General features: G+C 63.5%; 12 protein-coding genes. All 12 read right to left on the reverse strand.

What is annotated here, in order from left to right:
• Positions 1-51: 51 nt before the first annotated feature.
• The 12 genes from fliJ to fliD all read right to left on the reverse strand — a co-directional run bounded on the left by fliJ (position 52) and on the right by fliD (position 12,819).
• The gene (fliJ, locus tag AC0SZ7_RS20905) at positions 52-501 is read right to left on the reverse strand and encodes a flagellar export protein FliJ (RefSeq protein ID WP_475506165.1); all 450 of its coding nucleotides are present in this window, start codon (positions 499-501) and stop codon (positions 52-54) included.
• 6 nt (positions 502-507) lie between these two features.
• On the reverse strand, positions 508-1,866 hold the full coding sequence (gene fliI / locus AC0SZ7_RS20910; RefSeq protein WP_475506166.1) for a flagellar protein export ATPase FliI: 1,359 nt from the start codon (positions 1,864-1,866) through the stop codon (positions 508-510).
• Positions 1,856-2,620 (reverse strand): flagellar assembly protein FliH, encoded by a 765-nt coding sequence (gene fliH / locus AC0SZ7_RS20915; protein ID WP_475506167.1) that lies wholly within the window; start codon positions 2,618-2,620, stop codon positions 1,856-1,858. The genes fliI and fliH overlap by 11 nt, the downstream gene beginning before the upstream one ends.
• Before the next feature lie 113 nt (positions 2,621-2,733).
• A complete protein-coding gene (gene fliG, locus AC0SZ7_RS20920) occupies positions 2,734-3,753 on the reverse strand; it encodes a flagellar motor switch protein FliG (protein WP_416426090.1) in 1,020 nt (339 codons plus the stop codon).
• Complete coding sequence (gene fliF / locus AC0SZ7_RS20925) at positions 3,746-5,536, reverse strand: flagellar basal-body MS-ring/collar protein FliF (RefSeq protein WP_475506168.1); 1,791 nt, start codon at positions 5,534-5,536, stop codon at positions 3,746-3,748. Before fliF ends, fliG begins: the two co-directional genes overlap by 8 nt.
• Before the next feature lie 15 nt (positions 5,537-5,551).
• Complete coding sequence (fliE, locus tag AC0SZ7_RS20930) at positions 5,552-5,881, reverse strand: flagellar hook-basal body complex protein FliE (protein ID WP_475506169.1); 330 nt, start codon at positions 5,879-5,881, stop codon at positions 5,552-5,554.
• 111 nt (positions 5,882-5,992) lie between these two features.
• Positions 5,993-7,396, reverse strand: coding sequence for a sigma-54-dependent transcriptional regulator (locus AC0SZ7_RS20935; protein WP_475506170.1), 1,404 nt, complete (start codon positions 7,394-7,396; stop codon positions 5,993-5,995).
• A gap of 5 nt (positions 7,397-7,401) precedes the next feature.
• Positions 7,402-8,592, reverse strand: coding sequence for a sensor histidine kinase (locus AC0SZ7_RS20940; protein ID WP_475506171.1), 1,191 nt, complete (start codon positions 8,590-8,592; stop codon positions 7,402-7,404).
• A gap of 251 nt (positions 8,593-8,843) precedes the next feature.
• Positions 8,844-10,319: a sigma-54 dependent transcriptional regulator gene (locus AC0SZ7_RS20945; protein WP_475506172.1), complete on the reverse strand. Its 1,476-nt coding sequence runs from the start codon at positions 10,317-10,319 to the stop codon at positions 8,844-8,846.
• A 167-nt stretch (positions 10,320-10,486) separates the two neighbouring features.
• Positions 10,487-10,780 carry a flagellar protein FliT gene (gene fliT / locus AC0SZ7_RS20950; RefSeq protein ID WP_475506173.1) on the reverse strand — a complete coding sequence of 98 codons (294 nt, stop codon included), beginning with the start codon at positions 10,778-10,780 and terminating at the stop codon, positions 10,487-10,489.
• Positions 10,781-10,803: 23 nt separating this feature from the next.
• Complete coding sequence (gene fliS, locus AC0SZ7_RS20955) at positions 10,804-11,199, reverse strand: flagellar export chaperone FliS (RefSeq protein WP_475506174.1); 396 nt, start codon at positions 11,197-11,199, stop codon at positions 10,804-10,806.
• Positions 11,200-11,358: 159 nt separating this feature from the next.
• On the reverse strand, positions 11,359-12,819 hold the full coding sequence (gene fliD / locus AC0SZ7_RS20960) for a flagellar filament capping protein FliD (protein ID WP_475506175.1): 1,461 nt from the start codon (positions 12,817-12,819) through the stop codon (positions 11,359-11,361).
• Positions 12,820-12,823 lie beyond the last annotated feature (4 nt).

The raw sequence follows: 12,823 nt of genomic DNA on the forward strand, positions 1-12,823 counted from the left end.
GTTTAGCACCACGCACGGACCCCGGCAACCTGCCCCTTGACAAATAATTGGCTAGAAGCTGCCTTGGCGCGGCAAACGCTGGGACAACTCGTCCAGCAGTTTCTGCTCCCGGCGGTCTTCCAGTTGCCGGGCCTCGTCAATATAACGTTGCACCAGCTTGCGCAGGCCCTCGACCCGCGCGTAGGCCTGCTGCCAGGTGCCCCGGGCGTTCTCCAGGTTCTTCTGGTGCCAGGCCAGGCTCTGCTTCTGTTGGGCAACGGCGGTTTCCAATTGGTTCAAAAACCGCTGGTAGTTCATCAGCCACTGGCCGGACACGCCCTTGCTGCCGTAGGTGTGCCACTGCGCCTGGTAGTCCACGCGGTAGCGGTCAAGTTCCGCCAGCTTGGTTTCCGACAACCGCACCTGGCCCTGGAAGTGGCCCAGGCGCTGGGCAGCAGTGCGCTCGGCCTTCTCGGCCATGTCGACCACCGGGGCCAGGCGTGCTGCGCGGCTGAGGGCCATGGCTTATCAGCTCGGCGCGACGGGTTTGAACACGGCCGCCAGGCGTTCGCTGCTGGCTTCCAGGCTCTCGTTGTCGTCAAGGCCCTGGCGCAGGTAGCGCACCAGGGTCGGGTGCAGGTTGATCGCCAGGTCCGTCTCGCGGTCGCCGCCGGGCACGTAGGCGCCGACGCTGATCAGGTCGCGGCTCTGCTGGTAGCGCGACCACAGTTGTTTGAAGTGCTGGGCCTGGCCCATGTGCTGCGGGCTGACCACGCTGGGCATGACCCGGCTGATGGACGCCTCGATGTCGATGGCCGGGTAGTGCCCCTCCTCCGCCAGGCGCCGGGACAGCACGATATGGCCGTCGAGCACGCCCCGCGCCGAGTCGGCGATGGGGTCCTGCTGGTCGTCGCCCTCCGACAGCACGGTGTAGAAGGCGGTAATGGAACCGCCCCCGGCCTCGGCGTTGCCGGCGCGCTCCACCAGCTTGGGCAGCTTGGCGAACACCGACGGCGGGTAACCCTTGGTGGCCGGCGGCTCGCCGATGGCCAGGGCGATTTCCCGCTGGGCCTGGGCGAAACGGGTCAGGGAGTCCATCAGCAACAGGACGTTTTTGCCCTTGTCGCGGAAATATTCGGCGATGCGCGTGCAGTACATGGCGGCGCGCAGGCGCATCAGCGGCGCTTCGTCGGCGGGCGATGCCACCACCACCGAGCGCTTGAGGCCTTCTTCACCGAGGATGTGCTCGATGAATTCCTTCACCTCGCGGCCCCGCTCGCCAATCAGCCCCACCACAATGATGTCGGCCTCGGTGAAGCGGGTCATCATGCCCAGCAGCACGCTCTTGCCCACGCCGGTACCGGCGAACAGGCCCAGGCGCTGGCCGCGCCCTACTGTCAGCAAACCGTTGATGCTGCGAATGCCCACGTCCAGCGGCTGGCTGATGGGGTCGCGCTTGAGCGGGTTGATGGTGGGGCCGTCCATGGGCACCCAGTCTTCGGCTTTCATGCCGCCCTTGCCGTCCAGCGCGCGGCCGGCACCGTCAAGAATCCGCCCCAGCATGCTCATGCCCATGGGCAGGCGGCCGGTGTCGGCCAGCGGCACCACGCGGGCGCCAGGGGCGATGCCAGCGACGCTGCCGACGGGCATGAGGAATATCTTGGTGCCCGAGAAGCCCATGACTTCGGCTTCCACCTGCACCGGGTGATGGCTGTCGTCGTTGATCACCACGCAGCGGCTGCCCATGGCGGCGCGCAGGCCTTCCGCCTCAAGCGTCAGGCCGACCATGCGCAGCAGGCGCCCTTCCAGCACCGGCTGCCTTGGCAGGGTAATGGCGGGCGCATAGCCGCCCAGGCGCTTGGCGAAGCTGGTGCGTTCAAGGCGCATCAGGGCCTTCCAGGTCGACACTGACGTCGGCTTCGGCGGGGTGCAGGGCCTGCTCGTGCAACTGGTCGAACAGCTGGGCGATGGCCTGGGTAATACGCGTTTCCATGCTGGCGTCGATGCGGCTGTGCTCGGACTCCACGCGGCAGCCGCCCGGCAGCAGCACTTCGTCTTCAAGGATGCGCCAGCTTTCTTCATGGCGCTCGCGCAGGGCTTTTACCTGCTCGAAATCCTGCGGGTTGACGAAGATGCGCACGTTGCCGGCGCCCATGGGCAGCAGCTTCAGCGATTCACGCAGCACGTGTTCGATCTGGCTGGAGTCGGTCTTGAGTTCGCGCTGGATCACCTGGCGGGTGATGTGCCCTACCAGCTCCACCAGCGACTTCTCGATCTGGCTGTCCTGCTCGGCGATGGGCGCCATCAGATGGCCCATCAGTTGCTCCAGGCTTTGCAGCTTGGCGGCCAGGGCCACTTCGGCCTCCTGGCGCACCTTGAGCGTGGTGCTGTGAAAACCTTCCTTCTCGCCCGTGGCGAAGCCTTCGTTGTAGGCCTCCTGGCGGATGCTTTCGAGTTCTTCCAGGGTCAGCGGCTGGACTTCTTCCAGCGGCACTTCCTCGATTTCCTCGACGATCGGCTCGGGTTCGGGCTCAGGCTCGGGCTCTTCGGGGTCAAAGCTTGGGATAGCCCACAGGTCGACGCCTTGCAGGTCTTCGGCGCGGATCAGGTCGCTGGGGTGTTGTTCGGAAGGGCGGGACATTGGTTATTCCTGATGGCGCCAGAATACAGGGTGCATGACGGGTAATGTGGGAACGGCCGCAAAAACTCGCTGGCAAGCCAGCTCCCACAACAACTAGACCACAGGAAAGACGGTTAGATCATTTCCTCGCCACCCTTGCCACCCAGCACGATCTCGCCGGCTTCGGCCATGCGACGGGCAATGGTGAGGATTTCCTTCTGCGCCGTTTCCACGTCGCTGACGCGCACCGGGCCCTTGGCCTCCAGGTCGTCGCGCAGCAGCTCGGCGGCACGCTTGGACATGTTCTTGAAGATCTTCTCCTTGACGTTCTCGTCCGAGCCCTTGAGGGCCAGCACCAGCACGTCGGAAGACACTTCGCGCAGCAGCGCCTGGATACCGCGGTCGTCGACGTCGGCCAGGTTGTTGAACACGAACATGAGGTCTTCGATCTGGCTGGACAGGTCTTCGTCGACTTCGCGGATCGAGTCCATCAACGCGCCTTCCACCGAACTGTCGAGGAAGTTCATGATGTCCGCCGCACGCTTGATACCACCCAGGGTAGTACGCGCCGCGTTGGAGTTGCCCGAGAACTGCTTCTCCAGAATCAAGTTCAGCTCTTTCAGCGCCGCCGGTTGCACGGTGTTCAACGACGAGACGCGCAGGATGATGTCCAGGCGCACCTTGTGGTCGAAATGGCCCAGCACCTCGCCCGCCTGGTCGGCGTCCAGGTACGCCACGACGATGGCCTGGATCTGCGGGTGTTCGTAGCGGATCACGTCGGCCACGGCGCGTGGCTCCATCCACTTCAGGCTGTCCAGGCCGCTGGTGTTGCCGCCCAGCAGGATGCGGTCGATCAGGCCGTTGGCCTTGTCTTCGCCCAGGGCCGAGGTCAGCATCTTGCGGATGTAGGTATCCGAGCCCACGCCCAGGCTGGTCTGGTCGCCGACGATGTCGACGAACTCGCTCATCACCTGCTCGACCTGCTCGCGGTGCACGTTGCGCATCTGCGCCATCGCCACGCCCACTTTCTGGACTTCCTTGGGGCCCATGTGCCGCAGCACCTGGGCAGCATCGGTCTCGCCCAGGGACAGCAGGAGGATGGCCGCCTTGTCGACTTTGGTCAGTTTGGCGGCAAGCGCTTGATTGTTACTCATCGGCGTTAATCCACTCTTTCACGACCTGGGCCACGCGACCCGGATCTTCGGCCACCAGACTCTTGATTGCGTTCAGCTGAGCGTCATATCCCTCGCTCGGGCTTGGCAGCAGAATACTCTGCGGCCCGCCCAGGGTGACACGGTCGTTGGCCAATTCGCCATCCAGACCGCCCATGCCACCCAGTTCCACGTCGCCGTCGGCGCCGACCAAGCCTTTGCCCTTGCCACCACCGGTGATGTTGTTGAGCACCGGGCGCAACACGCCAAACACCAGCACCAGGATAAACAGCACGCCCAGTACCTGCTTGACCACTTCCCAGAACCAGGGTTGCTGGTAGAAGGAAACTTCCGGCACCACTTCGCCACGGTCGGCGGAGAACGGTGCGTTGATCACGGTCACGCTGTCACCACGGCTGGCGTCGAAGCCAACGGCGTCCTGCACCAGGCGGGTGAAGCGGCCCAGGTCGTCGGCACTCCACGGCGTGTGGGTGACCTCGCCCTTGGCGTCAGTCTTGACCTGGTCGTCGACCACTACCGCCACCGACAGGCGGGTCAGGCGACCCTGCTGCTGTTTGGTGTGGCTGATGGAACGGTCCAGCTCGAAGTTCTTGGTCGACTGGTTACGCTTGTCGGCCGGGTACGGCGCCAGCATCGGTTGGCCGGTGGCCGGGTCCATGATCTGCTGGCCATTGGCGTCCAGCAGCGGCTGGCCTGGCGGAATAGCGGCAGGCGCAGCGGCGGTAGCGGCGCCACCGGTTTTCTGCGGGGCACTGGCCGGGGCCGGTGGCTGGTTGGTCAAGGCACCGGGCACGCCGGACGGGCCGCTGCCACTGGAACGTTGTTCGGTCACCGACTGCTCGCTGCGCAGGGCCGGCTGGTCGGGGTTGAACTGCTCGCTGGTGGATTCAACGGCGCTGAAGTCGACGTTGGCCGACACTTCGGCCTTGTAGCGGTCGTTGCCCAGCACCGGCTCCAGAATGTTGTGCACACGCTGGGTGAGCATGCTTTCCATTTTGCGGCTGTAGTCGAACTGCTTGCCGGCCATGGTCAGCTCGGAGTCTTGCAGTTGCTCGGACAGCAGGTTGCCTTTCTGGTCCACCACGGCAACGCCGGACTTGTCCATTTCAGGCACGCTGGTGGCCACCAGGTTGACGATGGCCAGCACCTGGCCTGCGTCCAGGGTGCGGCCCGGGTACAGTTCCACCAATACCGAGGCGGTAGGCTTGCGGTCGTCACGCACGAACACCGAGCTTTTCGGAATGGCCAGGTGTACGCGGGCGCCCTTGACGTTGTTCAGGCTGGAGATGGTGCGGGCCAGCTCGCCTTCAAGGCCTTGACGGTAGCGGGCGGTTTCCATGAACTGGCTGGTGCCCAGCGCCTGTTCCTTGTCCATGATTTCGTAGCCGACGTTGCCGTCGCTCGGCGCCACGCCAGCGGCGGCCAGCTTCATGCGCGCACGGCCGATGTCATCGGCCTTGACCAGCAGCGCGCCGGAGTTGGGCTCAACGGTGTAGGGGATGTCCGCCGCGTTAAGGGTTTCCATCACCTGCTTGGTGTCCATGCCGGCCAGGCTGCCGTACAACGGACGGTAATCGGGCTGCTGCGACCACAGCACCACGGCAAAACCAATCGCCACGCTGGCAGCCAGGCCGACCAACAGGCCCACCTGACGCAACATGGTCATCTTGGAAATATTTTCCAGGAAGGACAGGCCAAACAGCGGCGGCTTGCCGCCGGCTGCGCCGTTCTTGGCTGGTACGTTATCCACGACTGCGTCTGCCATGTCTCAATCTCGCCCTTATACCGGCATCTGCATGATGTCTTGGTACGCCTGAACCAGCTTGTTGCGTACCTGGGTCAGCGCCTGGAACGACACGCTGGCTTTCTGCGACGCCACCATCACGTCAGTGATGTCGACACCGCTCTTGCCGATTTCGAAGGCGTTGGCCAACTGGTCGGACGCCTGCTGGGTGTCGCTGACTTTGTTGACTGCATTGCCCAGCAGCTCGGCAAAGCTGCTGGTACCCGCTGTTTCCGGGGCCACGGCAGTCTTGCTGACGCCCATGGCGTCTGCCTGCATGGTGCGCATGTCCATAATCAGACGGTTGAATTCAATACCTTGGCTCATGGATCACTCTCTCCGACGGCCCGCAATTTTTTGACACTGTTACAACGGATACAAAGGAGGTAGCAACAAGGGTGCCAGCTCCCACAAGGGTTCGTGTCAGGCGTTACATATTCAACTGGCGTACAGGCTGGCTTCCACGTCCATGCCCGCATCGCGCATCTGCGCCAGCTTGTAGCGCAAGGTGCGCGGGCTGATGCCCAGGCGCTCGGCGGCTTCCTTGCGGCGCCCGCGCTCGGTGCGCAGGGTGTCGATGATCAGCTGGAATTCCCGGCGGCGCAGGTCGTCGCCCAGCGCCCCGGCCGTTTCCGCCGGCAGCGCCGTCAAGGACTCGACGGCCGCCGGCGCACTGCGCACGATGCTCAAGGCCGGCAGTGGCGCCGCACCCACAGGGCCCGCCAGGCAGAAATCCTCGGCCTGGATCAGCCCGCCCTGCTGCAGAATCAGCGCGCGCTGAATGGCGTTGTCCAGTTCGCGCACGTTGCCCGGCCACGGGTAGTTCACCAGGCAGGCCTGGGCGCCGGGCGCCAGGCGCACGGCAGCATGCTTCATTTTATTGACGTGCTTGGCCAGCAGGCGCTCGGCCAGCGGCAGAATGTCGGCGGTGCGCTCGCGCAGCGGCTGCCAGGCCAGCGGGAACACTGACAGGCGGTAGTACAGGTCTTCACGGAAGCGCCCCGCCGCCACCTCGCCAGCCAGGTCGCGGTTGGTGGTGGCCACCACGCGAATGTCCAGGGCAATCGGCTTGCGCGCCCCTACCCGCTCCACTTCACGCTCCTGCAGCACCCGCAGCAGCTTGGCCTGCAGGCCCAGGGGCATTTCAGAAATCTCGTCGAGCAGCAGCGTGCCGCCGTCGGCCTGTTCGAACTTGCCTGCCTGCGCCGCGATGGCGCCGGTGAACGAGCCTTTCTCATGGCCGAACAGCGTGGCTTCGAGCATGTTGTCGGGGATGGCCGCGCAGTTGATGGCAATGAATGGCCGGTTGGCCCGGTTCGACTGCTGGTGAATGTAGCGCGCCAGCACTTCCTTGCCGGTTCCGGACTCGCCCGAGATCAGCACCGTCGAATCACTGCGTGCCACGCGCGCGGCCAGCTCCAGCAGCTTGGCACTGGCCGGCTCGACTGCCACCGGCCCTTCGCTTTCAGTAGCACCCAGGCAACCCAGGGCGTGCCGGGCCACTAGGTCCAGCAGGGCCTTGGGCAGGAACGGCTTGACCAGGTAATCGGCGGCGCCGGCGCGCATCGCTTCCACGGCGCGGTCGACGGCGGCATGGGCGGTCATCAGCAACACCGGCAGCTGCGGCTGGCGCGCGCGCAATTGGCACAACAGCTGATGGCCATCCATGCCCGGCATGTTGACGTCGCTGATGACCATGCCGAACACCTCGGCACCAACGGCCAGCAAGGCGTCTTCGGCACTGCCCACCGCGCGGTAGTCATAACCGCCCAGCTCCAGCGTGTCACCCAGCGCCTCGCGCAGGGCCCGATCATCTTCGACCAGCAGGACCTTGATAGCCATCAGCGTTACTCCTGCACCGCACGGGTATGGATCAGTGGCAGCGTCACCAGCGCACAGGTGCCGCGCCCCAGCCGCGAGGAAATCGCCAGCTCGCCCTGGTGGGCGCGGGACACGGCCTTGACCACAGCCAGGCCGAGGCCGGTGCCGGTGGTCTTGGTGGTAAAGAACGGTTCGCCCAGGCGCGCCAGCACGGCCGGCTCGATGCCACTGCCGTTGTCGCTGACCGCCAGGCGCAGTTGGTGATCACGGGCGTACAAGTGAATCTTCAGGTGCACCTGGCCCTGGCTGGACTGGATCGAGTTTTCGATCAGGTTCAGCAGCGCCCCCACCAGGGTGTCGCGGTTGCACAGCAGCTCGCCACGCGGGCAGTCGAACTGCCAGCGCACCGACAAATCCTGCACATGGGTGTGGGCCGCCGACTGCAAGGCCTCGAACAGCGCCCGGGGTGTCAGGCGGTCACTGAGCGGCAGCTCGCCGCGGGCGAACACCAGCATGTCGCGCACCTGGTGTTCCAGCTCATGCAGGCGCTCTTTCAGGCGGCCGGCGAAGCGTTGCTGGGTTTCCACCGGCAGCGCCTGCTCCGTCAAATGACTGGCGTAGAGCAGCGCGGCCGACAGCGGCGTGCGGATCTGGTGGGCGAGCGAAGCGACCATGCGGCCCAGCGACGACAAACGCTCGTGGCGCGCCAGCTGGTCCTGCAACCGACGGGTTTCCGTCAGGTCATTCAGCAGCACCAACTGCCCCGGCTCGGCGTCGAGGGAGCGGGTGGCGATGGACAACCGGCGGCCGTCCTTCAGGGAAATCTCGTGGCCGTCGTCTTCACGCGGCGAGAAACAGCGGGCAATCACCTGGCGCCACAGCACGCCTTCCAGCGGCTCACCCAGCAGCAAGGTAGCGGCCGGGTTGGCCTCGCGCACCACGCCGTGGCCGTCGATGACAATCACGCCACCGGGCAGCAGGTCCAGCAGGTGCTGCAGGCGGTTGGCCAGGCGCTCTTTCTCGGCCAGCTCGGCCATGCGCTGGGCACTGACTACTGCCAGTTCGCCCTTGAGCTCGGCCACCCGGGCTTCCAGCATGCTGTAGGAGTCGCTGAGTTGCGTCGACATCTGGTTGAACAGCGCGAACGCCTGCTCAAGGCCAAGCCGGCTGGTTTGCTCGACGGAGGGTTGGCCCTCGAGTTCAGGGGCGTTGGTCATGGGGGCGGCCTGTGGCATCGTGATCTCTCGCGTGGCATACCGTCATAAACAGGTATCGTTGCTGACATGTAGCAATCGTCGTGCCGGATCATTTTGTGCGGGCCATCACAGCCGCAGAGATTGGAATCATCCTTGATACAAATCAAGGAAAGCCAATGAGGACGGGGGTTTACGAGAAGGGGAAAAGCGAGGAAAAAGCTACAAGGCAAGTTCAGCGGTGCATCCCTGCACCGCTCGGGGGAACTCAGGCGTCAATCATCTGTCTGATCGTCACCTTCACGACGGCTCATGCCGTATTTGCGCATTTTTTCCACCAGGGTAGTACGGCGGATACGCAGGCGTTCGGCGGCGCGGGCGACAATACCGTTGGCATCGTCCAGGGCTTGCTGAATCAACCCCTGCTCCAGGCCACCCAGGTAGTCCTTGAGGTCCAGGCCTTCGGGCGGCAGCATCGCGCCGGTGGTGAAGTCCGGGGTATGGCCGTTGATGGCCACGCGCTCTTCAAGGTCACTGCGCAGGCTGTCGACCAATTGCTCGTCTTCGTCATCGACGTAACGGAATTTCTTCGGCAGCTCGGCGACACCGATAACCCCGTACGGATGCATGATTGCCATGCGCTCCACCAGGTTGGCCAGTTCGCGAACGTTGCCCGGCCAGCCGTGGCGGCACAGCGACATGATTGCAGCAGAGTTGAAACGAATGGAGCCGCGCTTTTCATGTTCCATGCGCGAGATCAGTTCGTTCATCAACAACGGAATGTCTTCGACGCGTTCGCGCAGCGGTGCCATTTCAATCGGGAACACGTTCAGGCGGTAGTACAGGTCCTCACGGAACGTACCCACCTCGATCATGCTTTCCAGGTTCTTGTGCGTGGCGGCGATGATGCGCACGTCGATGCTCTGGGTCTTGTTGCTGCCCACGCGTTCGAAGGTGCGCTCCTGCAACACGCGCAGCAACTTGACCTGCATTGGCAGCGGCATGTCGCCAATTTCGTCGAGGAACAGGGTGCCGCCGTTGGCCAGTTCGAAACGCCCGGCGCGGCTGGTGATGGCGCCGGTGAATGCGCCCTTCTCATGGCCGAACAGCTCGCTTTCCAGCAACTCGGCCGGAATGGCCCCGCAGTTGACCGGCACGAATGGCGCGTCGCGGCGCTTGGAATGGTAGTGCAGGTTGCGCGCCACCACTTCCTTGCCGGTGCCCGACTCGCCCAGGATCAGCACGCTGGCGTCGGTGTCGGCCACCTGCTGCATCATCTGGCGCACGTGCTGGATGGCACGGCTGGTGCCTACCAGGCTGCGGAACAGGTTGGGCTCGCGCTGCCGGCCACGCTCACGGGCCTGGTCATACATCTCGCGATAGACCTGGGCGCGGTGCAGGCTGTCCAGCAACTTGCTGTAGCTGGGCGGCATTTCCAGGCTGGAAAGCACGCGCCGGCGCAAGTCTTCTGGCAAGTCGCCAGTGGCCGTGTCACCCAAAAGCAGCACCGGAAGGAACTCATCCCACCCGGCGATGGTCTTAAGCAAGCCCTGAAGGGTACCGGGTGTGTTCACAGTCCCTACCAGGACGCAAAGCACTTCCCGATTCGACGACAACGAATCGACCACCTGCTGCCAGTCGGTACTGGTGCAGGGCAAATTTTCTTCGCCGAGAAAATTGAGTATCACCGCCAGGTCCCGGCGGCGAACGCTATCGTCATCGATTAGCAGAATTTTGGTTTCACGCCACATGCAATAGCAACTTCCCTAGTCAACTCGATGCCCGCAATGGGCAAGCTAGACGAAAATCGGCTGGTTATGGCCTTTAGACGTCTGAAGAAAGTAAACAGCTACTAGTTAAGTCAAAAAAGCGAATACAGTCAAATTTATGGCGCATTACTTCTGATCAACCGAGCAAATTAACGGAACAGATGGTAAACCTTTGCAGCGTTGTGCGCATGTTTCAGTTGTGACATCTCGTCGACTATTGCCGCGCGCTCACCCTTGCTGGCCTCCAGCAACTGCCGATACACCGCCAGCAAACCTTCCAGCTTGCTGCGCAATTCCGGCTCGTCGGCGGGCTTTTCGGCGGCCAGCGCATCCACGCAGGCCCGGCATTGGCGGTCCAGTTCGCGGATGGCTTCCCAGTCACGGGCGGCCAGCGCATCGCTGAGGGCATGACGGGTGTATTCAATTCGTTGCAGCGCACTCATGTCGACTTCCTCGGACATTGGCTTCACTCAACTGTAGCAATGGCGTCCCAGCCACTCTTCACGGTAATCAGCAGCCGCGCAACCTCGTCGATCATTTCCGGATCGTTCTTGCGGTTGGCTTCGCCCAGGCGTTGCATCATGTAAGCGTACAGCGCATCCAGGTCCTGCAGCGAGGCCGGGTCGCCACCGCTCTTTTCAGGGTCCAGGCCGGTACGCAGGCCGCCGATGATCTCGATGGCCTTGCTCAGCATGAGGCCCTTCTGCGCAATCTGGCCACGGCTCAATGCGCCTTTGGCTTGCGCCAGGCGATCGAGCCCGCCTTCCATGAGCATTTGCACCAGGCGGTGAGGGCTCGCCTCGGAGGTCTGCGCCACAGAACTGACCTTCTGGTATTGGCGAAGGGCTTTCATGGGATTCATGTTGCTTCCTCGTTACACGTCAACAGTGATGTGTGTTTGCATGACCATTGTGTCGACTGGCCCGCAAAAAACTTTAGGGGTATGCCATGGGGGCACTCTGAAACGACAAAGCCCGGGCCGTCGATATCGACGGACCCGGGCCCTTTTCAGCGGCGCCGATCAGTCCGACGAGCTGGAGTTCAGCGAGTTCAAGGTGGTCATCACGCTGGAGCTGGTGGCGTTGAGCTGGGCTACCAGGGTGTCCATGGCCGCGTACTTGGCTGTCAGGGTGGTAGTCAGGGTGGTCATGCGTGCGTCCAGATCCTCCTGCTGATCAGTCAGGTCGCTCGTGGTGGCCGCGTACTGCTTGACCCGCGTCTCGAGAATACCGCCAGTCTGAGTGTAGGGCGTGATCACCGAGGTCAAGCGGCTGAGCAAGCCATCGGTACCCACGAACAAGCCGGCGACGTTGCCAGCGTTGGTGGTCATCGCCGTATCCCAGGTGGTGCTGTTCATCAGCAGCGTGCCATCGGTCTGCGTGGTGACGCCCAACTGCGAAAGGATGCTGAGGTTGCCGCTGGTGGTGCTCGACTTGGTCAGCTGCCCCTGGATGGACGCCAGCAACGAGCGAATGCCCGAGTCACCCGTCAGCGCGCCAGCCGTGGTGGTGGCCGAGGTGCTGGTACTGTCGGTGGCGCCAGTGGCGGTTACTGCGGTCTGCGCGGTGACTGCCAGCATCAGCGCGTTGTAGGCGCTGACGAAGGTGGTTACCGAGGTTTTCATGTCGTCGGTGCTGGAGCCTACCGTGATGGCAGTGCTGCCGTCTCCGGTCAGATTGATAGTCACACCACTGATCGCAGTCGTCAGCGAGTTGCTGGAACTGGTCATGCTGTCCAGACCATCGATCGAGTAGATCGCATCTTGAGGCAGAGTCCCCAGATAGCCGGCGCCACTGCTCGAACCTTTCTGGGTACCGTCGACAGCCAAGGCATCAATGCCACTCACCGACAGACCGGTATCGGCGCCCGTGGTGGTGGACGACAGCACCAGCCGCGACGCGCCGGTGGAGTCAGTTACCAGGTTGGCCGAGATACCGGCTGACTGCAGCTGACTGTTGATCGCGTCGCGCACACCCGACAGCGTGGTATTCGCCGCCAGGGACACCGAGTACGCAGTGCCATTGGCCTGGGTGATACTCAGTGTCGTCGCGTCAGTGTTCATGACGGTCTTCGCGCCGCCCGAAACCGCCGCCGTGGTGACCTTCGAGCTGGTGGCAATTTGCGTTACGTCCAGGTTGTAGGTACCCGCCGCCGCCGTGTTGCTCGAGGTGGCAGTCGCCGTCGTCTCATCGGACGAAGTCGCCGCCAGGCCAGTGAACGAGTTGACATCATTCAACGCCGCCATGGCGGTGGTGAACGTTTTCAATGCGTCATTGACAGTGCTGACCGCAGAGCTCAACGCCGCCGTGGTCGACAGCTGCGCCGTGATCTGGTCCTGTTTCGGCGCCTTCTGGGCGTTGACCAGGGCCTCGACGATGGCGGCCGTATCGATACCCGAACCGACGCCGCTGACAGTGATGCCGCCCGAACTACTGACGGAGGTCGTGCTGGTCGTACTCGAAGTACTGGAAGTGGTGGTCATGTGT

Source organism: Pseudomonas sp. JC1203 (assembly GCF_056175065.1).

Bases quoted from the DNA above. Each gene is read 5' to 3' on its own strand.
- fliJ (WP_475506165.1), bottom strand. From the start codon at position 501: ATGGCCCTCAGCCGCGCAGCACGCCTGGCCCCGGTGGTCGACATGGCC.
- fliI (WP_475506166.1), bottom strand. From the start codon at position 1,866: ATGCGCCTTGAACGCACCAGCTTCGCCAAGCGCCTGGGCGGCTATGCG.
- fliH (WP_475506167.1), bottom strand. From the start codon at position 2,620: ATGTCCCGCCCTTCCGAACAACACCCCAGCGACCTGATCCGCGCCGAA.
- fliG (WP_416426090.1), bottom strand. From the start codon at position 3,753: ATGAGTAACAATCAAGCGCTTGCCGCCAAACTGACCAAAGTCGACAAG.
- fliF (WP_475506168.1), bottom strand. From the start codon at position 5,536: ATGGCAGACGCAGTCGTGGATAACGTACCAGCCAAGAACGGCGCAGCC.
- fliE (WP_475506169.1), bottom strand. From the start codon at position 5,881: ATGAGCCAAGGTATTGAATTCAACCGTCTGATTATGGACATGCGCACC.
- AC0SZ7_RS20935 (WP_475506170.1), bottom strand. From the start codon at position 7,396: ATGGCTATCAAGGTCCTGCTGGTCGAAGATGATCGGGCCCTGCGCGAG.
- AC0SZ7_RS20940 (WP_475506171.1), bottom strand. From the start codon at position 8,592: ATGACCAACGCCCCTGAACTCGAGGGCCAACCCTCCGTCGAGCAAACC.
- AC0SZ7_RS20945 (WP_475506172.1), bottom strand. From the start codon at position 10,319: ATGTGGCGTGAAACCAAAATTCTGCTAATCGATGACGATAGCGTTCGC.
- fliT (WP_475506173.1), bottom strand. From the start codon at position 10,780: ATGAGTGCGCTGCAACGAATTGAATACACCCGTCATGCCCTCAGCGAT.
- fliS (WP_475506174.1), bottom strand. From the start codon at position 11,199: ATGAATCCCATGAAAGCCCTTCGCCAATACCAGAAGGTCAGTTCTGTG.
- fliD (WP_475506175.1), bottom strand. From the start codon at position 12,819: ATGACCACCACTTCCAGTACTTCGAGTACGACCAGCACGACCTCCGTC.